Origin of the sequence: Streptomyces pseudovenezuelae (assembly GCF_029892565.1) — a bacterium.
Taxonomy (GTDB): Bacteria; Actinomycetota; Actinomycetes; order Streptomycetales; family Streptomycetaceae; genus Streptomyces; species Streptomyces pseudovenezuelae_A.
The window spans coordinates 369,339-391,669 of sequence record NZ_JARXVH010000009.1 but is presented as its reverse complement, the minus strand read 5'-3'; the positions used below and the strand labels follow the sequence as shown (position 1 = coordinate 391,669).

At 69.6% G+C, this 22,331-nt stretch carries 21 protein-coding genes; 9 read left to right on the top strand and 12 right to left on the bottom strand.

The annotated features are described in order from the left end of the window. Positions 1-115: 115 nt before the first annotated feature. The 4 genes from M2283_RS29430 to M2283_RS29415 all read right to left on the bottom strand — a co-directional run bounded on the left by M2283_RS29430 (position 116) and on the right by M2283_RS29415 (position 5,069). Positions 116-424 (bottom strand): hypothetical protein, encoded by a 309-nt coding sequence (locus M2283_RS29430; protein WP_280879441.1) that lies wholly within the window; start codon positions 422-424, stop codon positions 116-118. A gap of 360 nt (positions 425-784) precedes the next feature. Then, positions 785-2,098, bottom strand: a complete 1,314-nt coding sequence (locus M2283_RS29425; protein ID WP_280879440.1) for a S53 family peptidase — start codon at positions 2,096-2,098, stop codon at positions 785-787. A 400-nt stretch (positions 2,099-2,498) separates the two neighbouring features. Beyond that, positions 2,499-3,860, bottom strand: a complete 1,362-nt coding sequence (locus M2283_RS29420; RefSeq protein WP_280879439.1) for a S53 family peptidase — start codon at positions 3,858-3,860, stop codon at positions 2,499-2,501. Positions 3,861-4,103: 243 nt separating this feature from the next. Then, positions 4,104-5,069, bottom strand: coding sequence for a quinone oxidoreductase family protein (locus M2283_RS29415; protein WP_280879438.1), 966 nt, complete (start codon positions 5,067-5,069; stop codon positions 4,104-4,106). Between the two features lie 137 nt (positions 5,070-5,206). On the opposite strand from M2283_RS29415, the gene M2283_RS29410 reads away from it, so the two are divergent. From M2283_RS29410 to M2283_RS29395, 4 genes are all read left to right on the top strand, one after another. Then, positions 5,207-5,692, top strand: a complete 486-nt coding sequence (locus M2283_RS29410) for a MarR family winged helix-turn-helix transcriptional regulator (RefSeq protein ID WP_280879437.1) — start codon at positions 5,207-5,209, stop codon at positions 5,690-5,692. A 46-nt stretch (positions 5,693-5,738) separates the two neighbouring features. Then, positions 5,739-6,500 (top strand): trypsin-like peptidase domain-containing protein, encoded by a 762-nt coding sequence (locus tag M2283_RS29405; RefSeq protein WP_280879436.1) that lies wholly within the window; start codon positions 5,739-5,741, stop codon positions 6,498-6,500. A gap of 106 nt (positions 6,501-6,606) precedes the next feature. Next, positions 6,607-7,614: a bifunctional lytic transglycosylase/C40 family peptidase gene (locus M2283_RS29400; protein ID WP_280879435.1), complete on the top strand. Its 1,008-nt coding sequence runs from the start codon at positions 6,607-6,609 to the stop codon at positions 7,612-7,614. Positions 7,615-7,835: 221 nt separating this feature from the next. After that, a complete protein-coding gene (locus tag M2283_RS29395; RefSeq protein ID WP_280879434.1) occupies positions 7,836-8,528 on the top strand; it encodes a phosphatase PAP2 family protein in 693 nt (230 codons plus the stop codon). An 81-nt stretch (positions 8,529-8,609) separates the two neighbouring features. Here the strand turns inward: M2283_RS29395 and M2283_RS29390 are convergent, their stop codons facing one another. Further along, positions 8,610-10,166 carry an FAD-binding oxidoreductase gene (locus M2283_RS29390; protein WP_280879433.1) on the bottom strand — a complete coding sequence of 519 codons (1,557 nt, stop codon included), beginning with the start codon at positions 10,164-10,166 and terminating at the stop codon, positions 8,610-8,612. 338 nt (positions 10,167-10,504) lie between these two features. Here M2283_RS29390 and pstS point away from each other — a divergent pair, with 338 nt between their 5' ends. From pstS to pstB, 4 genes are all read left to right on the top strand, one after another. Next, complete coding sequence (gene pstS / locus M2283_RS29385; protein WP_280879432.1) at positions 10,505-11,635, top strand: phosphate ABC transporter substrate-binding protein PstS; 1,131 nt, start codon at positions 10,505-10,507, stop codon at positions 11,633-11,635. A gap of 138 nt (positions 11,636-11,773) precedes the next feature. Further along, positions 11,774-12,781 (top strand): phosphate ABC transporter permease subunit PstC, encoded by a 1,008-nt coding sequence (gene pstC, locus M2283_RS29380; protein ID WP_280879431.1) that lies wholly within the window; start codon positions 11,774-11,776, stop codon positions 12,779-12,781. Then, positions 12,778-13,842 (top strand): phosphate ABC transporter permease PstA, encoded by a 1,065-nt coding sequence (gene pstA, locus M2283_RS29375; protein ID WP_280879430.1) that lies wholly within the window; start codon positions 12,778-12,780, stop codon positions 13,840-13,842. Before pstC ends, pstA begins: the two co-directional genes overlap by 4 nt. Positions 13,843-13,892: 50 nt before the next feature. Beyond that, positions 13,893-14,669, top strand: coding sequence for a phosphate ABC transporter ATP-binding protein PstB (gene pstB / locus M2283_RS29370; RefSeq protein WP_280879429.1), 777 nt, complete (start codon positions 13,893-13,895; stop codon positions 14,667-14,669). A 127-nt stretch (positions 14,670-14,796) separates the two neighbouring features. On the opposite strand, the gene M2283_RS29365 is transcribed toward pstB, so the two are convergent. Both M2283_RS29365 and M2283_RS29360 read right to left on the bottom strand, forming a co-directional pair. Further along, the gene (locus M2283_RS29365) at positions 14,797-15,795 is read right to left on the bottom strand and encodes an inorganic phosphate transporter (RefSeq protein ID WP_280879428.1); all 999 of its coding nucleotides are present in this window, start codon (positions 15,793-15,795) and stop codon (positions 14,797-14,799) included. 7 nt (positions 15,796-15,802) lie between these two features. Beyond that, entirely contained in the window at positions 15,803-16,423 is a 621-nt protein-coding gene (locus M2283_RS29360) for a DUF47 domain-containing protein (RefSeq protein WP_026151758.1), read from the bottom strand. A 200-nt stretch (positions 16,424-16,623) separates the two neighbouring features. Here M2283_RS29360 and M2283_RS29355 point away from each other — a divergent pair, with 200 nt between their 5' ends. After that, positions 16,624-16,974 (top strand): metal-sensitive transcriptional regulator, encoded by a 351-nt coding sequence (locus tag M2283_RS29355; RefSeq protein WP_280879427.1) that lies wholly within the window; start codon positions 16,624-16,626, stop codon positions 16,972-16,974. Positions 16,975-16,991: 17 nt separating this feature from the next. Here M2283_RS29355 and M2283_RS29350 read toward each other — a convergent pair whose 3' ends face one another. From M2283_RS29350 to M2283_RS29330, 5 genes are all read right to left on the bottom strand, one after another. Continuing rightward, a complete protein-coding gene (locus tag M2283_RS29350; protein WP_280879426.1) occupies positions 16,992-17,171 on the bottom strand; it encodes a hypothetical protein in 180 nt (59 codons plus the stop codon). Positions 17,172-17,281: 110 nt separating this feature from the next. Beyond that, entirely contained in the window at positions 17,282-18,115 is an 834-nt protein-coding gene (locus M2283_RS29345; RefSeq protein WP_280879425.1) for a hypothetical protein, read from the bottom strand. 258 nt (positions 18,116-18,373) lie between these two features. After that, positions 18,374-18,823, bottom strand: coding sequence for an NUDIX hydrolase (locus tag M2283_RS29340; RefSeq protein WP_432423138.1), 450 nt, complete (start codon positions 18,821-18,823; stop codon positions 18,374-18,376). Further along, positions 18,793-19,848 (bottom strand): CHAD domain-containing protein, encoded by a 1,056-nt coding sequence (locus M2283_RS29335; protein ID WP_280879423.1) that lies wholly within the window; start codon positions 19,846-19,848, stop codon positions 18,793-18,795. Before M2283_RS29335 ends, M2283_RS29340 begins: the two co-directional genes overlap by 31 nt. After that, positions 19,829-22,060: an RNA degradosome polyphosphate kinase gene (locus M2283_RS29330; protein WP_280879422.1), complete on the bottom strand. Its 2,232-nt coding sequence runs from the start codon at positions 22,058-22,060 to the stop codon at positions 19,829-19,831. The genes M2283_RS29335 and M2283_RS29330 overlap by 20 nt, the downstream gene beginning before the upstream one ends. Between the last annotated feature and the right edge of the window lie 271 nt (positions 22,061-22,331).

Below are 22,331 nucleotides of genomic sequence, written 5' to 3'. Positions count from 1 at the left end.
GGGCGCGGTGTGGTGACTCGACATCAGGGAGACGCAACCTCAGCCGGTGGGCACGACGGGGCGGATGGGTAGACGGTTACCGGGCGTGCCCGGAGGGCGAGGGATAACACGCCTGTCAGACGGCCATGCCGTACACGATGGTGAAGAGCGTGCCCAGGGAGCCGATGATGAAGACTCCCGTGAGACCGGCGATGATGAGGCCCTTGCCCTGTTCCGCGCTGAAGGTGTCCCGGAGGGCGGTCGCGCCGATGCGCTGCTTGGCGGCGCCCCAGATGGCGAGGGCGAGGCAGAGCAGGATGGCGACCGCCATCACGACCTCGATCATCACCTTGGCCTCGTTGCCCAGGCTGCCGAAGGGGCCCCAGTCCGGAGCGATCCCGCCGATGATGGTGTTGATGTCTCCCTTGTCGGCCGCAAAGAGCATGTAAGTCACCGCCCCTGTTCGGTAGTTCCGGTTCCGCGGCCCCTGCCATGGCGCAGAGGTCAGCTCATTCTCGCCGACAATGGCGCCGTCGTATGTCGACTTGACGGCATTGGTTGGCGGGTTTCGTACGAATACCTCGTACGGTCACTCTGTGTATCACGGCAGGTTACGCCGGGCAATGAGGCCTGAGCGAAACCTGTCGTGTGGTTCCGTCGTTGACCCCTTCTATGACCAGGGCCGTTTCTGACGGTCGGTCGGGTGAGCGGTCGCGCCGATGTTCTCCGGGTGAAGGGTATCCCGGCACGGCGAACGGGCCGCGGCTGGTTGCCGCGGCCCGTTCGGTGACGGAGGGTCAGTCGGTCAGCCGGTGAAGGCCGATACGCCCTCCGGGGTGCCCCAGCCGGTCGGGCCGTCGTATCCCGACTGGGCGGTGCACAGGTAGGTGGTGGAGCAGGTGCCGTTGTTGCCGCTGGTCACGTCGTTCAGGGCCGAGGTGCCGGCCTTCGCGTAGGGGAAGGAGGCCGGGTAGGAGGAGGTGGACGGGGTGCCGGCCAGGGCGTAGACGCCCGCGATGATCGGGGACGAGGCGCTGGTGCCGCCGAAGGTGTACCAGCCGGCGGTGATGCCGTAGGAGTCGTAGACGGAGACTCCGGTGGCCGGGTCGGCGACCGCGGAGACGTCCGAGATCGTGCGCTTGGTGCAGCCGGTGTCGGTCTGCCAGGTCGGCTTGGTGTCGTAGGAGGAGCAGCCGGAGCCGGTGCCCTCGGTGCTGCTGGTCTTCCAGACGGTCTCGCTCCAGCCGCGGGTGGTGGAGGTGGCCTTGGACAGGGCCGTACCGCCCACCGAGGTCACGTACTTGGAGGCCGCCGGGTACTCGGCGCCGTAGCCGCTGTCGCCTGCCGAGACGGTGATGGCGACGCCCGTGTGGTTGAAGTACGAGGAGTCGTAGGAGGTGTCCGAGGAGGACTCGGAGCCGCCGTAGCTGTTGGAGACGTACTTCGCGCCCAGGGTGACCGCGCGGTTCACCGCGGTGCCGAGGTTGGCCATGGTGGCGGAGGTCGCCTCGACCAGGAGGATGCTGCAGTTGGGGCAGACGGCGGAGGCCATGTCGAGGTCGAGGGATATCTCCTCGGCCCAACCGGTGTCCGACGCGGGCAGGGAGGTCGTCGAGCCGGTCTGACTGACCTTCTTGAAGCAGCCGTTGGCCGTCGTGCAGGCCGAGAGGCCGTAGTACGAGCGGTAAGTGGCCAGGTCGGCCTCGGCGTTGGGGTCGTTGTAGGCGTCGACGATGGCGATGGTCTCGCCGGCGCCGTTGGAGGCGGCGGCGGAGGTCAGACCGTAGGCCGACTGGAGGTCGGTGGGGCCGTAGCCGGACGGGGTGGCGGCGTCGGCCGCTTTCGGCGTGACGCCCGTAATTTTGGCCTGTTCCTTTTGGTAGGCGGTGAGCCCGCCGGTGACCCGGTAGGAGTTGCAGGCGAGTTCGCCCTTGTGCTGGGGCGTGGCACAGGGGGTCGCGGTCCAGGTCGCTTTCGCGGTGGCGGCCGAGGAGGCCGCGTCTGCCTGGACGGCGGTGCCGAAGCCGGCGAGGAGCAGTGCGGCGGTGGCCGCTGCAGCGGTGCCGAGCCGGCGCCAACCGCTGCGTACGGAGGGTCTGTCGGGGAGAGTGGAACGCATCGTGCAGCCTCCTGATGTTCCTTGGTGGGGTGGAACAGGGGCGGTGCGGGTGCGATGCCGTCGGTGTGGGGTCCCGGCGACGGGCGGCGGCCTGCGACGACGATGCGCTTGTTGAGTACGCGACAACAAGAGGCGTCCGGAATCCTGACCTCCGCCTTACCGAACCGGGGCCGGCGAATGGACCGCGGGTGACGCACGCTTGACTCAACTCACAGCGGGCTCAAGGGAAAACACGCCGTCGGACGCAAAGGGAAACGCACCGTCGGGCGCAAGGGAAAACGGGCCGCGGCCGGCTGCCGTGACCCGTTTCCTTCCGATGCCGCCGAGGAGTCCCCACGTACTCCCCTTCGGGCGGCTCCCCGTGACCCGACGGGGAGGTGCTGCCGTACTGCGGACCCGCTCAGCCGGTGAAGGCGGCCAGGCCCTGGGGGGTGCCCCAGCCGGTCGGGCCGTCGTAGCCCGACGTCGCGGTGCAGAAGTAACTCGTCGTGCAGGAGCCGTTGTTGCCGCTGGTCACGTCGTTGAGGGCGGACGTGCCGGCCGCGTTGTAGGGGTACTGGGCCGGGTAGTCGCTGCTGCCCGGGGTGCCCGCGAGGGCGTACACCGACGCGATGATCGGGGACGAGGCGCTGGTGCCGCCGTAGGTGTTCCAGCCGGTGCCGTCGTCGCCGTAGGAGTCGTAGACGGAGACTCCGGTGGCCGGGTCGGCGACCGCCGAGACGTCGGAGATCATGCGCTTGGTGCAGCCCGTGTCGGTCTGCCAGCTGGGCTTGGCGTCGTACGAGGAGCAGCCGGAGCCGGTGCCCTCCGTGCTGCTGGTCTTCCAGACGGACTCGGTCCAGCCGCGGCTGTTGGACGACGTCGACAGCTTGGTGCCGCCGACCGCGGTGACGTACTTGGAGGCGGCCGGGTACTCCGCGCCGTAGGCCTCGTCGCCCGCGGAGACGGTGATGGCGACGCCCGCGTGGTTGAAGTACGAGGAGTCGTAGGAGGTGTCGGAGGAGGACTCCGAGCCGCCGTAGGAGTTGGAGACGAACTTGGCGCCCAGCTTGACCGCCTCGTTCACCGCCGTGCCCAGGTTGGCCATGCTCGACGACTTCGCCTCGACCAGCAGGATGTTCGCCTTCGGGGCGATGGCCGAGACCATGTCGAGGTCGAGCGAGATCTCACCGGCCCAGCCGCTGTCGGCGGTGGGCAGCGAGGTCGTGGAGCCCGTCTGACTGACCTTCTTGAAGCAGCCGTTGGCCGTCGTGCAGGCCGAGAGGCCGTAGTACGAGCGGTAAGTGGCCAGGTCCGCCTCGGCGTTGGGGTCGTCGTACGCGTCGACGATGGCGACCGTCTCGCCGGCGCCGTCGGAGGAGGACGCCGAGGTCAGGCCGTAGGCCGACTGGAGGTCGCTCGGACCGTAGCCGGTCGGGGTGGCCGAAGCCGCCTTGGGGGAGACCGACTTGGGCGTCACGCCCTTCTTGGCGGCCTGCGCCTCCTGGAACGCGGTGGTGCCGGAGGTGACGCGCAGGGCGTTGCAGGACGCGTAGCCCTTGGCGGGGGTGGCGTCACAGGCCGACGTGTACGTGACGTGGGCCTTGGCGACCGCCGCGGCGATCTCCTTGGCACTGGCCTTGTGCGCGGCGGGAGTTGCGGCGCTCGCGTGCACCGCGGTGCCGAGACCGGCCAGGACGAGCGCGGTGGTGGCAGCGGCTGCCGAGCCGATGCGGGTCCATCTGGCGCGTATGTGGGGGGTGTTGGGGGTGGACGTACGCAACGTAAAGCCTCCTGGGAGGGGTGGGCAGAGGCCTGCGGTGGGGGGACTGCCAGGGGTTCCCGGCAGGGGCGGCGACCCGCGTAGACCATTGCTTGTTGAGTACGCGACAAACAAGACACGTTTCGGAATCCTGACTTCCGCATTACCGAAGGAGCCTGTGGGCTTACTGATCAATGGCGGTGCGATGGAGGGGGAATGGGGGTGACTTGACCCGGCGCACAGCCGGGACACAGGTGAGTGGGGTCAGGCGCCGGGGGTCAGCACGATCCGTTGGCCGGGGGAGGTCGGACCGCCCCAGGCCTTCTCGACCTCGGCGAGCGGGACCGTGAGCGGGTCCACGGCGAAGGTCCCGGCGGTGATCCGCTCGGCGAGGGAGGGGAGTTCGGCGAGGATGCCGGCGGTGCTGACCGAGCCCTGGCCGCTGCCCATGATCCGCAGGTCGGCCGCGCGGAGGTAGGCGGAGGGCAGGGTGAGTTCGGTGCCCGCCATCGAGCCGATCTGGATCCAGGCGAGGGTCTTGGCACGATCCGGGCGGGCGGTGAGGAGGGCGGGCATCGCCTGTTCGGCGACCGGGCCCCAGACGTAGTCGATGACGACGTCCGCGTCGGCGGCGGTGCGGGCGAGGTCGGCGGCGACCCGGTCGGGGTCGGCCGAGAGGGAGACGGTCTCGTCGGCGCCCAAGTCGGGCAGGAGGGCGAGGCGTTCGGGATCGCGGCCGGCGGCGACGACGTGGGCGGCGCCGAGGTGCTTGGCGATCTGGACCGCGAGCCGGCCCGCGCTGCCGGTCGCGCCCAGCACCAGGACCCGGGCGTTCGACGGCAACGTGACGCGGCGGCGCAGGGCGATCCACGACGACATGGCCGGGTTCATCGCGGCGGCCACGGCGATCGGGTCGGTGTCCGGCGGCAGTGCGACGGCCCGGCGCCGGTCCACGACGGCCTGCTCGGCCATGGTGCCGGGGGCGTCGTCGGGAGCGACGAAGTAGAGGAGCCCGCCGTCGGGGGTGCGGCCGACCGCGTCGATGCCGGGGATGAGGGGGAGCGTGCCGTCGGAGGTGTAGTGGGTGCCGTCGGCGGAGGAGCGGACGCGGGGGTGCAGGCCCGCGGCCAAGACGTCGACCAGGACCTGGTGCTCGCCTTCGGGACGGGGGGTGTCGACGGTGTCGTAGCGGGGCGGGGTGTCGAAGGAGTGGACGACGGCTGCGTGCATGAGGGGCTCCTGGGGTGGGTGGCCGCGGGATGGGCGACGTATGGTTGGTGGCACGTACTACTTTGAAGTTAGTTTGCGGCACGTACTAGGTCAAGTGGTTTGTGTCACGTACTAGGAGAAGTGGAGGAGGCGACGCCATGACCGCCGGTCACCTGCCAGACGAGGTCCGGAACGATTCCGACGAGCCCCTGAACACCGTGGACGCCCTGGTCCAGCTGTCGTTTCTGGTGCAGGGCGTGCTGACGCGGGTCGCGGCCGCGCACGATCTCTCGCTGGTCCAGGTCCGGCTGCTCGGGATCCTGCGGGACCGGCGGCCGGGCATGCTCGAACTCGCCCGGCATCTCGGCCTGGACAAGTCCTCGATGACGGGCCTGGTCACCCGCGCCGAGAAGCGGGGGCTGGTGCTGCGGGTGCCGTCACCGCACGACGGGCGCGGCGTCCTGGTGAGCCTGACCCCGGCCGGCCGGGAGCTGGCCGAGGAGGGCGGCGCCGAGATCGACCGCGCGATCGGCGAGCTGGCCCAGGCGCTGACGGCGGGGGAGCGGGCGCAGCTGCGGGCGCTGGCGGCGAAACTGCTGGCGGCGGCACCCGCAGGCGAGGCCGGGAGGCCCCCGGTACGGTGAGAAGGGCGGACCGGATTCTCACCTTCTTAGGTCAGAGTGGGGCCCGATGAAGCGCATCTCACGCATCAGCAGCCCTGTGTTCGTCGCGGTCGCGCTGCTCGTGCCGGCCGTCACCTCGGCCTCGCTGGCCCGCGCCGACGACGGTCCCGGGCCGCTCGGTGTGACCGCGGTCGCCGCCGCGACGAAGCAGAGCGCGCGGGTCGGGGCGCTGTTCGACGCGGACCGGGCGTCCCGCCTCGCCGGCGGTCACTTCTGCACCGCTTCTGTCGTGCGCAGCGCGCATCACGACGTGATCGTCACCGCGGCGCACTGCCTGGACGACGGCGGGGACCTCGTGTTCGTGCCGGGATACCGGGGCGGCGCGGCGCCGCACGGGGTGTGGAGCGTCCGCAGACGGTTCCTGCCCGACGGCTGGGCCGAGGGGCAGGACGAGGACAGCGACGTCGCGTTCGCCGTGCTCGACGACCGGGGCGGGCGGGGCGTCGAGGACGTGGTCGGCGGGAACCGGTTCAGGGCGGGGACGGCGACCGGTGCCACGGCGGTGACCATGACCGGGTATCCCGACTCCCGCGAGGCGCCGGTCAGCTGCACCAACAAGCCGGTCGCGCACAGCCGTACCCAACAGCGCATCGCCTGCCCCGACTTCACCGGCGGCACCAGCGGCAGCCCCTGGGTCAACGGCGACGGACAGGTCGTCGGCATCCTCGGCGGGCACGAACAGGGCGGTGCCACGGCCGACATCTCCTACAGCGTGGTGCTGGGCAAGGAGTCGGCGGAGCTGTACGAGGACGCGGCCCAGGACCCGTAGATCAACGCCTACGTATTGTCCGGTTTCCGCTTCTCGTGATCACCCCGGAAGACAGGTGCCACCCCTACACTGACCTGGGCGCGGACTCCTGGGCGGCGAGGGGCGGTTGACGGTGCGTAAGGGATGGATCGTGGCGGGCGTCGCCGCCGGCACTGGCCTGTCCTTCGTGACGCTGCTCGTCGTCGGGGTGTACATCGTCGCCGGGAACCTCGCGAACGGCGTGGGCGGCAGCGGCAAGGCACTGGCCAAGGGCGCGGTGCCGGCCGCGTACCAGACCATCGTGCAGAAGTGGGGCAACCTGTGCCCCGCCATCAACCCGGCCCTGCTCGCCGCGCAGCTCTACCAGGAGAGCGGGTTCAACCCGAACGCCAAGAGCCCGGCGGCGGCCGAGGGGATAGCGCAGTTCATCCCGGGCACCTGGGCCACGCACGGGATCGACGGCAACGGAGACGGCGTACGCAATGTGTGGGATCCGGAGGACGCGATTCCGTCGGCCGCTTCCTACGACTGCCAACTCGCCTCGTACGTGAAGGACGTCCCCGGGAATCTGACTGAAAACATGCTGGCCTCGTACAACGCCGGTTCCTACGCGGTGATCAAGTACGGGGGTGTGCCGCCGTACGCGGAGACCCGGAACTACGTCAAGACGATCACGACCCTGGAGGAGAGCTTCGCGGCTCCGGTGAGCCGGGTCGATCCGTCGAAGCAGGCGGCCGGGGCGATCTACTACGCGCAGAAGAAGCTCGGCACGCCGTACCTGTGGGGCGGCAACGGAACAGCCGCCGAGGGCGGGCGTTTCGACTGCTCGGGGCTGACGAAGGCGGCCTACGAGAGCGTCGGGATCACGCTGCCACGGGTCGCCAACGACCAGTACAACGCGGGCCCGCACCCCTCGCGCGACGAGCTGCTCCCCGGCGATCTGGTCTTCTTCTCGGACGACCTGACCGACTCCCGGGCGATCCGGCACGTGGGTATCTATGTCGGTGGCGGGTACATGATCGACGCGCCCCGGACGGGGGCCGTGATCCGGTTCGACCCGATCGACACCCCCGACTACTTCGGCGCCACCCGGGTCACCGAAGATGGCGCGAAAGCACTCCCCACGACGGTGTGAGCGGAGCGTCAACCCACCCCCTGAGCTGGGGAGATGTGTCTCTCTTCGATAACGTCTGGGTGATCATTCGGTGGAGGGTGGAACGTATTAACCGGGACCGTGCGTTCCTGTTGTCGTAGTGATCTACGGCGTGAACTACATCCACATCCACGGGGGTGGGTAGGCGCGGCGCACGAAGGAGTGCGCCCGGAAGCAGCAGACGACGAAGGGGCCGCAGCACGATGGCTGGACTCGCCGAATCCGGGTCGAACCCCGACGTCGACCTGCTCTACGACATCAACGGCCTCGCCAAGGACGCCCCGCACTGGTTCGACCGGGGCATGGAGTACGTCGGTGAGTACGGGCTGCTGATCGCCATGGTCCTGCTCGTGCTGGCCTGCTGGTGGTCGGTCCGCCGACGCGGCGGCGCCGAGGCCGCGTCCTCCGTGGCCGCCCTCGTCTGGGCCCCGCTCGCGGCCGCCGTCGCCGTCCTGGTGAACATCCCGATACGGGGCTTCGTGGAACGTCCCCGCCCCTTCCTCACCCACGAGGGCCTCGACGTCCTCGTCTCGGGCAAGACCGACTACTCCTTCGTCAGCGACCACGCCACCATCACCATGGCCATCGGCGTGGGCCTCTTCGTGGCCCACCGGAAGTTCGGCCTGATCGGCATCGGCCTGGCCCTCCTGGAGGGCTTCTGCCGCGTCTACATGGGCGTCCACTACCCGACGGACGTCATCGGCGGCTTCGCCCTGGGCACGGCCGTGGCCCTCTTGCTCTCCCCCCTGGCGATGGCCCTGCTGACGCCGGTGACGCAGGCCGTGGAGCGGGCGCCCCGGGCGGGCAGGCTCATCCGCTCGCGGCGCCGCCCCCTCCTGATCCCGGGCACCCGCACGGAGGCGGCGGGCGTGGAGGAGAGAGACCTGGCGGCTTGAGGCGCCTCTTAAGGGGCGCGGGGAACTGCGCGACAAGCCACGAAGCACCCGCGGACAGAAAACGACCGGCCCGACGGAGCCTCAGACGGCCTGCGCATACGTGAAGAACCGATCCGGGTCGTACCGCTTCTTCACCTTGGCCAACCGCCCGGCCGCGTCCCCGTAGTACGCCTTGCGCCAGTCCTTCAGCGCCGAGTCCGCGTAGTTCTGGTAGGCCGCGCCGGAGGCGTACGGCTTCATCGCGTCGTGCGCCCCGGACAGCCAGGACTGAGCCGCACTGCCGGACGTACCGGGCTGCCAGGACACTATGTACTGGGCCAGCATCCGCGAGCTGCGGTGCACAAAGGCCGTCGCCGTCGGAGACACCCGGTTGATCGCCCCGCCCAGCGCGGTGAGCGCGATGCTGCCGGACCCACCCCGCACCGACGTCATCTGCGACAGCAGGGTCTGGATACCGGCCGCCGAGATCGACCGGTCGAAGAAGTCGGAGCGCCCGACGTACGTCTCCCGGGCGAGCGCGCCCTGCGCGTTGCGCCCCGGGGTTGAGCCCGGCAGATGGCACTGCGCCTGCGCGGAGTACGAGGAGCAGCCGGCGTAGATCTCCATGGCCTCCTCGTAACCGCGCCGGCGCAGCGAGACGCTGCTCGCGTCGGCGCCGATCAGCTGGGCGAGACGGTCCACGGCGTTCTGGAGCTCGGTGTACGTGCCCAGTGAGAACGCGGCGACGGAGACGGACGGGTTGCCGCCCGAGTTCTCCAGGTGGAGCGAGGACCAGATCTCGTCCGGCTGGTCCGGGCCCCACTCCTGCCAGGCCCTGATCACCGCGGCGGCCTTCGCCCACGGCCAGGTCAGATAGCCGGAGACGGCCTGCGGCGCCGGGTGGGTCCTGAAGTGCAGCTCGGTCACCACGCCGAAGTTGCCGTTGCCCGCGCCGCGCAGGGCCCAGAAGAGCTCCTTGTTGGTGCTGGAGTTCGCGACCAGCTGCTTGCCGTCCGCCGTGATCAGCGTCGCCTGCGTGAGGCTGTCGCAGGTCAGGCCGTACGCCCGGGAGACCACCCCGTGGCCGCCGCCCAGCACCAGACCGGAGACGCCGACCGTGGGGCAGGAGCCCGCCGGTATCGTCACGCCCTTCGCGGCGAGCGCGCGGTAGACGTCGATCAGCTTGGAGCCGGCGCCGACGACGGCCTGGCCGCCGCTGACCCGGGCGGAGTTGAGCTTGGAGACGTCGACGATGAGCTTGCCGTTGCCCGAGGACCAGCCGCCGTAGGAGTGGCCGCCGTTGCGGATGGCGACCTGGACGCCGTGGGCGCGGGCGTAGGCCAGGGTCGTACGGATGTCGTCGGTGTGGGCGACGTAGGCGACCGCCGCGGGCTTCAGTCCGTCGAAGCGGGTGTTGTACAACTGGCGGGCCGTGGCCCACTTGGCGTCGCCAGGGCGGACCAGTGTGCCGTCGAGGTCACGGCCGAGGGCGGCCCAGTTCGCGGGGGCGGCCGAGGTGCCGGCGGCCCGGGCCGACGTACCGGACGAGGAGCCGGAGTCCGTGGACGTGCCGGAACTCGTGGCGCCGCCCTTGCACGCGGTCGTGGCCACCGCCGCCACCGCGGCCGCGCCGCCTCCGATGAACGTACGCCGTTGCATGTTGTGCCTCCTGTCGGCTTCCGTGGAACGAGACGAACCACCGGTCTCACGGGTTCCACTTGGTCGACACTCCGTACGGACGTCAGGGCCCCCTACGCGCGTAGGGCTGTGTAACGATCGCGCCGGGATCTCTGTGTGCCCTCCCCGTAAGCGTTCCGTGACCTAACCACACCGTCCGCAGGGGTTCACCTCCCGTTCATTTCCGGCCATAGGCGCCTTCACCTGATCTGCCTAATTTCGGCCTTACCGATGACGGGCACATCTCGAATGGGTGTCCGCGTCACTCAGTCTTCGCACGCCGCCGATTCAGGACGGCAGCATTGGAAGGAACTCCCTCAGTGAAGCTTCAGCGCATGAATCGGCGGGCCATCGCCCTCGGTGCACTCGCCGCCTCCGGCGCCCTGGTCCTCACGGCGTGCGGCTCCGACGACACCAGCAGCGGCAGCGACGGCGGCAGCAGCGCCTCGTCCTCGACGCAGGCCGGCTCGATCAAGTGTGACGACGCGAAGGGCCAGCTGCTCTCCGACGGTTCGTCCGCGCAGAAGAACGCGATCGACGCCTGGGTCGCCCAGTTCACCAAGGCCTGTGGTGTGCAGATCAACTACAAGGCCGGCGGCTCCGGTGCCGGTGTCACCTCCTTCACCCAGGGGCAGCTCGCCTTCGCCGGTTCCGACTCGGCGCTGAAGCCCGAAGAGGTCACCGCCTCCAAGTCGGTCTGCTCCGGCGGCCAGGGCATCGACCTCCCGATGGTCGGCGGCCCGATCGCGGTCGGTTACAACGTGTCCGGCGTGGACAACCTGGTCCTGGACGCCCCGACCCTCGCGAAGATCTTCGACGCCAAGATCACCAAGTGGAACGACGCGGCGATCAAGAAGCTGAACCCCGACGCGAACCTTCCCGACCTCAAGATCCAGGCGTTCCACCGCTCGGACGAGTCCGGCACCACGGACAACTTCACCAAGTACCTGAAGGCCACGACGCCCGACGACTGGAAGTACTCCGGCGGTAAGGCCTGGCAGGCCAAGGGTGGCCAGGCCGCCGCCCAGTCCTCCGGTGTGGCCGCCCAGGTCAAGCAGACCAACGGCGCCATCGGCTACTTCGAGCTGTCCTACGTCGCCGACGGTGTGAAGGCCGTCAGCATCGACACCGGCGCCAGCGCCCCGGTCGTGGCCAGCAGTGAGAGCGCCACCAAGGCCATCGCCGACGCCAAGGTCGTGGGCACGGGCAGCGACCTGTCGCTGGAGCTGAACTACGCCACCAAGGCCGACGGCGCCTACCCGATCACCCTCGTCACCTACGAGATCGTCTGCGACAAGGGCAACAAGGCGGCTTCCCTGCCCGCCACGAAGTCGTTCCTGACCTACATCGCCTCGGAGGAGGGTCAGGCCCTGCTCCCCGACCTGGGCTACGCCCCGATCCCCGACGACATCATCGCCAAGGTCCGCACCACCATCTCGGGCCTGAGCTGATCTGAGCGTGCGGCCCGGCCCCGGGCCTGAACCGGGGCCGGACCGCACCGTCCGGTGCACCGCCGCCACGAGCCGTACGGTCGCGTACGGCTTCGCAGAGCCGCACCTCGCGTGCGGTTCCGCAGACCGGAGAACCCGATGGACATAACGACAAAGAACACCGACGCCCCACCCCCCACACCACAGCCGACGGAGCCCGAGCAGAAGGCAACGGCCCGCGGCGTCACCCGACCCGGAGACCGGATCTTCCTCGGTCTTTCCCGCGGGTCGGGCATCCTGCTGCTGGTGATCATGGCCGCGATCGCGGTCTTCCTCACCTATCGCGCCTCGCTCGCGATCAGCAAGGACCACACGAACTTCTTCACCACCTTCGAGTGGAACACCAGCCTCCAGCCGCCGAGCTTCGGTATCGCGGTCCTGGCCTACGGCACGGTGATCTCCTCGATCATCGCCATGGTCATCGCGGTACCGATCGCCGTGGCCATCGCGCTGTTCCTCACGCACTACGCCCCGCGCAGGCTGAGCGGTCCCATCGCCTATGTGATCGACCTGCTCGCCGCCGTGCCGTCGATCGTCTACGGCCTGTGGGGCGCGCTGATCCTGGTACCGCACATGACGGGCCTGTTCAGCTGGCTCAACGACTACTTCAGCTGGTCCGGCCTCTTCTCGTGGGACGAGGGCGCCCCGCGCTCGATGCTCACCGTCGGCATCCTGCTCGCGATCATGATCCTGCCGGTCATCACCAACGTGAGCCGCGAGGTCTTCCGCCAGGCTCCGCAGATGATCGAAGAGGCGGCCCTGGCCCTCGGCGCCACGCGCTGGGAGGTCATCAGGATGGCCGTTCTGCCCTTCGGCCGCTCCGGCGTCATCTCCGCCTCGATGCTCGGCCTCGGGCGCGCGCTCGGCGAGACGATGGCCGTGGCGACCGTGCTCTCCCCGGACTTCCTGATCCACGGCAGCCTGCTCAACCCGGGCGGTGGCACCTTCGCCCAGAACATCGCCAGCAAGTTCGGCGAGGCGGACGAGTTCGGCCGTGACGCGCTCATCGCCTCCGGTCTGGTCCTGTTCGTCATCACCCTGCTGGTCAACGGCGCGGCACGCATGATCATCGCCCGCCGCAAGGAGTACTCGGGGGCCAACGCATGAGCAATCCAGCACCCGTCGTCGACCGCGCCCCCAGCACGCTGCGCGGCGCGACCCTGCCGAAGTGGTCCCCGTTCGCGTTCGCCGGTGGCTCCGTGGTCCTGGCCGTCGTCATCGGTCTGGTCGCCGGCCTGGACAGCAAGATCCAGTGGGGCCTGATCGCCGGTCTGCTCTTCCTCGTGGGCACGTACGGGATCTCCGCACGGGTCGAGGGACGCCGGCAGGCCAAGGACCGGATCGCGACCGGGCTGGTCTGGGTGGCCTTCCTGATCGCCCTGGTGCCGCTGATCTCCCTGGTGTGGACGACCGTCGCGCGCGGCACGAAGGTCCTCGACATCTACTTCCTGACCCACTCGATGGGCATCGTCACCGACAACCAGCCCGGCGGTGGCATCTACCACGCCATCATCGGCAGCCTGGAGCAGGTCGGTCTCGCCACGATCATGGCGGCGCCGATCGGCGTGCTCACCGCCGTCTACCTGGTGGAGTACGGCCGGGGCAACCTCTCCCGCGCCATCACCTTCTTCGTCGACGTGATGACCGGTATCCCCTCGATCGTCGCGGGACTGTTCATCCTCAGCATCATGCTGATCTTCGACATGGAGCCCTTCGGCTTCGCCGGTTCGCTGGCCCTGGCGATCCTGATGATGCCGGTCGTGGTCCGCTCCACCGAGGAGATGCTCAAGCTCGTCCCGAACGAGCTGCGCGAGGCCTCCCTCGCGCTCGGCGTCCCGAAGTGGCGCACCATCCTGAAGGTGGTCCTGCCGACCTCCATCGGCGGCATCACCACCGGCATCATGCTGGCGGTCGCCCGTATCGCGGGTGAGACGGCGCCGGTGCTGCTGCTGGTGTTCGGCAACCGGTTCATCAACAACAACCCCTTCGAGGGTGCGCAGCAGTCGTTGCCGCTGTACATCTATCAGCAGTACGCGAACAGCGCAGGCGCCAACGCGGCGTACGACCGAGCCTGGGCGGCGTCGCTCACGCTGATCGCCTTCGTGATGATCCTCAACCTCGTGGCTCGCGGCATCGCCCGCTGGAAGGCCCCGAAGTCCGGTCGCTGACGCGGCCATACAGCGACCAGACTCCCCCCTCGAAAGAAGCAGTGATCTTCATGGCCAAGCGAATTGATGTCAGCGGGCTCAGCGCCTACTACGGGTCCTTCCGGGCCATCGAGGACATCTCGATGACCATCGAGCCCCGTACCGTCACGGCCTTCATCGGCCCGTCCGGCTGCGGCAAGTCCACGTTCCTGCGCACCCTGAACCGGATGCACGAGGTCACGTCGGGCGGCCGGGTCGAGGGCAAGGTCATGCTCGACGACGAGAACCTGTACGGCGCCGGGATCGACCCGGTGGCCGTGCGGCGCGAGGTCGGCATGGTCTTCCAGCGGCCCAACCCCTTCCCGACGATGTCCGTGTTCGAGAACGTCGCGGCCGGCCTGAAGCTCGCCGGCTCGTACAAGAAGAGCGAGCTCTCCGACATCGTCGAGAAGTCGCTCAAGGGCGCGAACCTCTGGAACGAGGTCAAGGACCGGCTGAACAAGCCCGGTTCGGGACTCTCCGGTGGCCAGCAGCAGCGTCTGTGCATCGCCCGCGCGATCGCGGTCGAGCCGAAGGTGCTGCTGATGGACGAGCCCTGCTCCGCCCTCGACCCGATCTCCACCCTCGCGATCGAGGACCTGATCGGTGAGCTGAAGGAGCGCTTCACGATCGTCATCGTGACGCACAACATGCAGCAGGCGGCGCGTGTCTCGGACCGTACGGCGTTCTTCAACCTGGCCGCCGTCGGTCAGCCCGGCAAGCTGATCGAGATCGACGACACCGAGCGGATCTTCTCCAACCCGTCGGTCCAGGCGACCGAGGACTACATCTCCGGCCGATTCGGCTGAGCCGAACCCGAGCCGGAAGGACCCCTCGCGGTGCTGCATGGCGGTGCCACCGCGAGGTCGATGAAGGGCCCGCCCCTGGCTCCCGGGGGCGGGCCCGTCGTCGTTGCCGGGGCCGCGCCCCGAGGTCCTACAGGAACGCCAGGTTCACGATCCCGAACGCCCCCGCCGCCACCAGTGCCGCCGCCGGCATCGTGATGAACCAGCCCAGGACGATGTTCTTGGCGACCCCCCAGCGCACGGCCTTCACGCGCTTGGTGGCGCCGACGCCCATGATGGCGGAGGTGATGACGTGGGTCGTGGAGACCGGGGCCTTGAAGAGGTACGCGGTGGTGAACATGATCGCCGCGCCGGTCGTCTCGGCGGCGAAGCCCTGCGGGGGATCGAGCTCGATGATCTTCCGGCCCAGCGTGCGCATGATGCGCCAGCCGCCCGCGTAGGTGCCCAGTGACAGCATCAACGCGCAGACGATCTTCACCCAGACCGGGATCGGGTCGCCGTACGTGGAGTGGCCGGAAATCACCAGTGCCATCACGACGATGCCCATGGTCTTCTGGGCGTCCTGCAGACCGTGGCCCAGGGCCATGCCGGCCGCGGACACCGTCTGCGCGATCCGGAAGCCCCGCTTGGCCTTGTGCGGGTTGGACCGCCGGAAGATCCACATGATCGCCGTCATCACCAGATAGCCGGCGACCAGGCCGACCACCGGCGAGACGAACATCGGTACGAGGATCTTGTCGACCACGCCGTGCCAGAGAACGTCGGTGCCGCCCGCCAGCGCCGCGCCCACCATGCCGCCGAACAGCGCGTGGGAGGACGAGGAGGGCAGGCCGAAGTACCAGGTGACCAGGTTCCAGACGATGGCGCCGACCAGCGCCGCGAAGAGGATGCCCATCCCCTTCGAGCCCTCGGGCGTCTCGATCAGGCCCTCGCTGACGGTCTTGGCGACACCGGAGCCGAGGAAGGCACCGGCCAGGTTCATCACGGCGGCCATGGCCAGCGCCGCCCGTGGGGTCAGCGCCCGCGTCGACACGGACGTGGCGATCGCGTTCGCCGAGTCGTGGAAGCCGTTGGTGTACGTGAAGAAGAGCGCGACCGCGATGGTCACGATGAGAGCGAAGGTGTCCATCGACGCCTCAGGACTCCTTGACGGCGATGGTCTCCACCGTGTTCGCCACGTGCTCGAACGCGTCCGCCGCCTCTTCCAGGACGTCCACGATCTGCTTGAGCTTCAGCACCTCGATGGCCTCGTACTTGCCGTTGAAGAGCATGGCCAGCAGCTTGCGGTGGATCTGGTCGGCCTGGTTCTCCAGCCGGTTGACCTCGATCCAGTACTCGGTGAGGTTGTCCATCGTGCGCAGGTTCGGCATGGCCTCGGCGGTCAGTTCCGCCGCGCGAGCGAGCACCTCGATCTGCTGCTCGACGCCCTTGGGGAGTTCCTCGACGTTGTAGAGGACGACGAGGTCGACGGCCTCCTCCATGAAGTCCATGATGTCGTCGAGGCAGGACGCGAGGTTGTAGATGTCCTCGCGGTCGAAGGGCGTGATGAAGGAGGAGTTCAGCTGGTGGAAAATGGCGTGCGTGGCGTCGTCGCCTGCGTGTTCCGCCGCCCGCATGCGCTCTGCGATCTCGGCCCGGCCGGCGGTGTCCGCCCCGAGCAGTTCCATCAGGAGTTTCGAGCCCGTGACGATGTTGTCCGCGGACGCGGCGAACATGTCGTAGAAGCTCGTCTCCCTGGGGGTCAGACGAAAGCGCACAAGGGGTCCTCGGATTGCATCGGTTTCGGTCAGGCTGATGCTAAGGGCATCATCCGGCCACGGCTAATGGGCCGCCCACCAGTGTCGCCCATCGGGCACAGTGATCAGCACGAGGGCTTACCAAGGGCCCTATACCCAGCAAAGTTCGTTACCATATACCCAGCAGGGGTATGTGATCGCCCCGTGACGTGGAGGACGCGATGACGACGACAGAAGCCGGCGCCACGGCCCCCTCCGAGGACATCGGGAGCGGCGGCCACGAGCACGTCACGCACGGCTATCACAAGCAGAAGGACGAGCACCTCAAGCGGCTGCGCCGGATCGAGGGCCAGATCCGCGGCCTGCAGCGCATGGTCGAGGAGGACACCTACTGCATCGACATACTCACCCAGGTGTCCGCCTCCACCAAGGCCCTGCAGTCCTTCGCGCTGCAGCTCCTGGAGGAACACCTGCGGCACTGCGTCGCCGACGCGGCCGTCAAGGGCGGCGACGAGATCGACGCCAAGGTCGAGGAGGCCACGAAGGCGATCGGCCGGCTGCTGCGCACCTGAGCACGCCCGGCCCCAGCTCAACCGCCGAACGACTCCTCGCGTTCTTCGGCCACTCTCAGCACCTCGTCGATGCAATCCATGCTGAGCCGGTCCTCGCGCGCGGCCGAGGCCGCGATGATCAGGTCTCCGCACAGCTCGATCTCGGCGAGGGCCACGTGGTCCTGAACTGCCGTACCGCCGACCGGAGCCACGTGCATCACCTCTTCTCTGCCGTCACCGACTTCCTAGAGTAGGGAGCGGCCTACACACCGCGCATGGCACGGAAGGGCTAGTTCTTGACGCCCGTCACTGATCCACGCGCACGCCCTCACCCCTCTGCGATCTTCCCGGCGTAGATGTCACTCGCCTTCGGCAGGGATACGTCGACGGGGGCCCCGAAGTCGTACAGCAGCGTCGTCGAGGCCACCGCGACGTTACCTTTCTGCCGGCCGTTGACGAAGCCGAATCGGTGTCTGATCTTGCGGATGCGGCCCTCGTCGTCGAGATAGACGTCGAAGGGCACCTCGGCGGTGGCGAACCCTTTCGCCGCCGCGGCGAGGGAGGCCCGGGTGCCCTGGGAGGCGCCCCGCGCCGCGAGCGCGAGGTCGGCGACGCCCCGGTAGTGCCGCACCTTCGTGCCGGCCAGCTCGGTGCGGCCGAGATCGGTCGCCGTGCGGGTGCCGCGCAGGAGTTCGGCGGCGGCGAAGGGGTCGGTGGCGCCGCCGGTCACCAGGTTCCCGTCGGAGAGCGCGGCCGTCTCCACCCGGACCCACTTGTCGGCGGGGACTCCGGCGCCCCGGTTCTTCATGAACAGGGCGCCGGGTGCGAGGAGTTCGGTGATGGGCCGGTGCTCGGTGTGGCCGGCCGGGTCCTGCGGCAGACGTACCTGGAGCCGGCCGACCTGGCGGCGGTAGTCGTAGACACCCTCGCCGCGGATGGTGACCCGGGTGCCGCCGGTGGCCATCTCCATGGACGTCCGCGCCTTCGAACTGCCCGCGTCCACCAGGGTCCCGGCGGCCCGGTGCAGGGTCTCGACCGGGTCGGAGGTGCGGGCGTCGGCGGTGGCGCCGGCACCGGAACAGCCGCTCGCGGCGAGGGAGCCGACACAGACGAAGACCCCCGCGGCGACCGCTCCGCTCATCCTGTGCTGCCGTTCCGCCATGGCCTGCCCACCCCCAGCCGGCCCGCCCGGCACGGGCCCCCTGTCGTTCCGCTTAACGAGAGGTGGGGGGTGCCGTCACGCGCATACCAGCGCTTTACCCGGCATGGGTAGCGTTGTCGGTGTGCCGCACGAGGAACATCGGACGACGACCGTCGAACAGGGCAGGTTCTGCTTCGCCCGCTGCACCTGCGGCTGGCGCGGGCCGGCCCGCAGAGCCCGCAGCAGGGCCAGGACGGACGCCGAGGGGCACCTGAACGTTCAGGCGTGACGCAGGGTCGTCAGCAGTTCGTCGACCAGGCCCCGGTCACGGAACTGGGTCAGGCGGCTGCGGGCCGCGCCGGGGGAGAGCCACAGGATGCGGTCCACCTCCTCGTTCGGGGCGAACCCGCCGGAGACGGCCTCGGCCGCCCAGTAGCGCACCTGCTTGGGGCGCCCGGCCACGAAGTAGCGCACGGTGGACAGTTCCGTACCCGGATCCGCCGTGTACCCCGTCTCCTCCGCGACCTCGCGCAGGGCCGCCGCGAGCGGTTCCTCCCCGCGCTTCAGCTTGCCCTTGGGGTGGGACCAGTCGTCGTACTTCGGCCGGTGGACCAGGCAGACCTCAAGCTCGGCGTCGACGGGGGAGTGCCGCCACAGCACTCCGCCGGCCGCCTGGATCAGGGTGTTGTCGGTCTGGGTCAACTGGCGCGCACCTCCTGCCTCTGCCATGCCTGCTGGAAGACGAAACGGGCGCCCTCGACCTCGTGGCGCTGGTCGGCGTGGAGCACGCCGAGGGCGTACGCCGTCGCCGGGGCGATGCGTGGGGTGCGGGCCGCCGAGGCCGCGGCGGCGGCCGCCTCCGAGGCGTCCCGGTGCCGGTCCAGGGCCTGGCCCGCGTCGAGCAGGCGGACGTCGACCAGGGCGGTGTCGCCGAGGAGGACCTCGCGGGAGTAGCGGTGCAGGCGCAGCAGTAGGCGGACCTGGTGCCAGGGGGCGTCCTGCGGATGCGGGGCCGGGTCGGGGGAGAGGCCGTGGATCAGGGCCTCCGCGTTGTAGGGGTGCCCGGCGGTGACCAGCGGCAGTCCGGTCACGGCGTCGGTGAGCCGTTCCTGGGCCGCGGTGGCCAGCGGGCTCAGGTCGGCGCCGGCGGCGGTCGGGGTGAGCGGGACCTCGCTGGCCAGGACGGCGACCTTGTCGGCGACGGCGTGGAAGCGGGAGGAGCCGAGCGCCTGCAGGGCGGTGCTGTGGGCCCGGGTCCGGGCCAGGGTGAGCTGCCGTTCGAGGAGCGCGCCCGCTTTGGCGGCGCCCACGGTGAGGTTGCCGCGCTCCGCGCTCGTCAGGTCGGACCGGGCGGCGGGGGCCGGGCCGCCCGCGGACTGCGCGGGGAACACCGCCGCCCCCGACAGCCGGTGCAGCGCGAGCAGCAGCCGGTCGAGGCGGGCCGCGTAGGCGTGCTCCATCGACAACGTGCCGGACAGCCAGGCGAGTTCGGGGCGCAGGCTCTCCGACCAGTCGGTTTCCAGCAGGGGACGGAAGGTGTGCAGGCTGCCGCTGATGCGGCGGACCGAGCGGCGCAGGGCGCGCGCCGCGTCGACGGCCTCCGCCGTGCCGTTGGGGCCGCTGCCGGTCTCCCGGTGCAGCCGCAGGGCGCGGAGGAACTCCGTGGCCTGGGCCCGCAGGTAGCCCGCGAGGGCGTCCCCGGTGGGGGCGGTCCCGGCCGTGGGGTCCGTCGGGTCAAGGTGTTGCTGTGCCACGCCGGCGCCTCCGGGCGTCTATGAGCATCTCCTGGATGTTGCGCAGGGGCCCACCGTCCGCGTCGGTGGCATGCCGGATCCATTCGCCGTCCGGGCCGAGGTGCCAGGAAGCGGTGGTCTCGGACATGCCGGTCTCCAACAGCCGGTTCAGGGCTGCGCGGTGGGCCGGGTCGGTGACCCTGACCAGGGCCTCGATACGGCGGTCGAGGTTGCGGTGCATCATGTCGGCGCTGCCTATCCACACCTCGGGTTCGCCGCCGTTGCCGAAGGCGAAGACCCGGGAGTGTTCCAGGAAGCGGCCGAGGATCGAGCGGACCCGGATGTTCTCCGAGAGGCCCGTGACGCCCGGGCGGACGGCACAGATGCCGCGTACCCACACGTCGATCGGTACGCCTGCCTGGGACGCCCGGTACAGCGCGTCGATGAGTGCCTCGTCGACGATCGAGTTGACCTTGATACGGATGAACGCGGGACGTCCGGCACGGTGGTGCTGGACCTCCTTGTTGATCCGCGCGATCAGGCCGTCCCGCAGGGATTTGGGGGCGACCAGGAGGCGGCGGTAGGTCTCGCGGCGCGAGTAGCCGGAGAGCCGGTTGAAGAGGTCGGAGAGGTCCGCGCCGACCTGCGGGTCGGCCGTGAGCAGGCCGAGGTCCTCGTAGAGACGGGCCGTCTTGGGGTGGTAGTTGCCGGTGCCGACGTGGCTGTAGCGCCGTAGCGTGTCGCCTTCCTGGCGGACCACCAGGGACAGCTTGCAGTGGGTCTTGAGGCCGACCAGGCCGTAGACCACGTGGCAGCCGGCCTCTTCCAGCTTGCGCGCCCACTTGATGTTGGCGTGCTCGTCGAAGCGGGCCTTGATCTCGACCAGCACCAGGACCTGCTTGCCGGACTCGGCGGCGTCGATGAGCGCGTCGACTATCGGGGAGTCGCCGGAGGTCCGGTACAGGGTCTGCTTGATGGCCAGGACGTCGTCGTCCTCGGCGGCCTGCTGGAGGAAGGCCTGCACGGAGGTCGAGAACGAGTCGTAGGGGTGGTGCAGCAGCACGTCCCGGTTGCGCAGGGCGGCGAAGATGTCCGGCGAGGAGGCCGACTCGACCTCGGCGAGATCGCGGTGCACGCCGGCGATGAACTTCCCGTACTTCAGCTCGGGGCGGTCCAGGCGGTGGATGCGGAAGAGGCCGGTGAGGTCGAGCGGACCCGGCAGCGGGTACACCTCGGCCTCGCTGATCTTCAGCTCGCGCACCAGCAGGTCGAGCACCTCGCGGTCGATGGACTCCTCGACCTCCAGACGCACCGGCGGCCCGAGGCGGCGCCGCATGAGCTCCTTCTCCAGCGCCTGGAGCAGGTTCTCGGCGTCGTCCTCCTCGACCTCCAGGTCCTCGTTCCTGGTCAGCCGGAAGGTGTGGTGCTCCAGCACCTCCATGCCCGGGAACAGCTCCTCCAGGTGGGCGGCGATGACGTCCTCGACGGGGACGTAGCGGCCCGGAGAGCTCTCCAGGAAGCGGGACAGCAGCGGCGGCACCTTCACGCGGGCGAAGTGCTTGTGGCCGCTGACGGGGTTGCGGACGACGACCGCGAGGTTGAGCGAGAGACCCGAGATGTACGGGAAGGGGTGCGCGGGGTCGACGGCCAGCGGCGTGAGGACCGGGAAGATCTGGTGCCGGAACAGTGTGAAGAGGCGGGCCTGTTCCTTCTCGGTCAGCTCGCTCCAGCGGACCAGGTGGATGCCCTCCTCCGCGAGCGCGGGGGCGATGTCCTCGTGGTAGGTCGCGGCGTGCCGTGCCATCAGCTCGCGGGAGCGGGCCCAGATCATCTCCAGCACTTCGCGCGGCTGCAGGCCGGAGGCGGAGCGGGTGGCCACGCCGGTGGCGATACGGCGCTTGAGGCCGGCCACCCGGACCATGAAGAACTCGTCCAGGTTGCTGGCGAAGATCGCGAGGAAGTTCGCCCGCTCCAGGAGGGGCGTGTTCGGGTCCTCGGCGAGTTCGAGGACGCGTTCGTTGAACGCCAGCCAGCTGCGCTCCCGGTCGAGGAAGCGGCCCTGCGGCAGCTGGGGCCCGTCGTACGGCGACTCCTCGTACTCGTCGAGGTCGGCGTCGATGTCGGGCTCCAGGTCGGAGACCGCGGCGGACACCGTGTGCGGGCGGTGCGCGGCTATGGAGCCCACGGAGGGCTGCGCGTGCTGGACCTGTGCCTGGGGGTTCGGCTGACTCATGGACCCATTCTTTCGCGCCACCGGCCTTACGGGCGCGTCGGAAGCGGCGGGCGGGAGTGCGGCCAAGGGCAGCAGGGCGTCCCCGTTCCCCGCGGTCGCCTCTGGGGGCGGCGAAGGCTCTGGCACGGCGGGCGTCATTGGCCGAGCCTCGCAAGCCCGTCTGAACCGTTGGTTACGGCGACATGGCGTGCGGGATATCGCGAGGCGGCTCCCGGGCGTCCACGTCGGCCGACGCGGCGTAATGGCCCGCTGGGAGCCGCCTGCGGAGGAT

Excerpts from the sequence above, each read along its gene's own strand:
- M2283_RS29430 (WP_280879441.1), bottom strand. The coding sequence starts at position 424 with ATGCTCTTTGCGGCCGACAAGGGAGACATCAACACCATCATCGGCGGG.
- M2283_RS29425 (WP_280879440.1), bottom strand. The coding sequence starts at position 2,098 with ATGCGTTCCACTCTCCCCGACAGACCCTCCGTACGCAGCGGTTGGCGC.
- M2283_RS29415 (WP_280879438.1), bottom strand. The coding sequence starts at position 5,069 with ATGCACGCAGCCGTCGTCCACTCCTTCGACACCCCGCCCCGCTACGAC.
- M2283_RS29410 (WP_280879437.1), top strand. The coding sequence starts at position 5,207 with ATGACCGCCGGTCACCTGCCAGACGAGGTCCGGAACGATTCCGACGAG.
- M2283_RS29405 (WP_280879436.1), top strand. The coding sequence starts at position 5,739 with ATGAAGCGCATCTCACGCATCAGCAGCCCTGTGTTCGTCGCGGTCGCG.
- M2283_RS29395 (WP_280879434.1), top strand. The coding sequence starts at position 7,836 with ATGGCTGGACTCGCCGAATCCGGGTCGAACCCCGACGTCGACCTGCTC.
- M2283_RS29390 (WP_280879433.1), bottom strand. The coding sequence starts at position 10,166 with ATGCAACGGCGTACGTTCATCGGAGGCGGCGCGGCCGCGGTGGCGGCG.
- pstC (WP_280879431.1), top strand. The coding sequence starts at position 11,774 with ATGGACATAACGACAAAGAACACCGACGCCCCACCCCCCACACCACAG.
- pstA (WP_280879430.1), top strand. The coding sequence starts at position 12,778 with ATGAGCAATCCAGCACCCGTCGTCGACCGCGCCCCCAGCACGCTGCGC.
- pstB (WP_280879429.1), top strand. The coding sequence starts at position 13,893 with ATGGCCAAGCGAATTGATGTCAGCGGGCTCAGCGCCTACTACGGGTCC.
- M2283_RS29365 (WP_280879428.1), bottom strand. The coding sequence starts at position 15,795 with ATGGACACCTTCGCTCTCATCGTGACCATCGCGGTCGCGCTCTTCTTC.
- M2283_RS29355 (WP_280879427.1), top strand. The coding sequence starts at position 16,624 with ATGACGACGACAGAAGCCGGCGCCACGGCCCCCTCCGAGGACATCGGG.
- M2283_RS29350 (WP_280879426.1), bottom strand. The coding sequence starts at position 17,171 with ATGCACGTGGCTCCGGTCGGCGGTACGGCAGTTCAGGACCACGTGGCC.
- M2283_RS29345 (WP_280879425.1), bottom strand. The coding sequence starts at position 18,115 with ATGGCGGAACGGCAGCACAGGATGAGCGGAGCGGTCGCCGCGGGGGTC.
- M2283_RS29340 (WP_432423138.1), bottom strand. The coding sequence starts at position 18,823 with ATGGCAGAGGCAGGAGGTGCGCGCCAGTTGACCCAGACCGACAACACC.
- M2283_RS29330 (WP_280879422.1), bottom strand. The coding sequence starts at position 22,060 with ATGAGTCAGCCGAACCCCCAGGCACAGGTCCAGCACGCGCAGCCCTCC.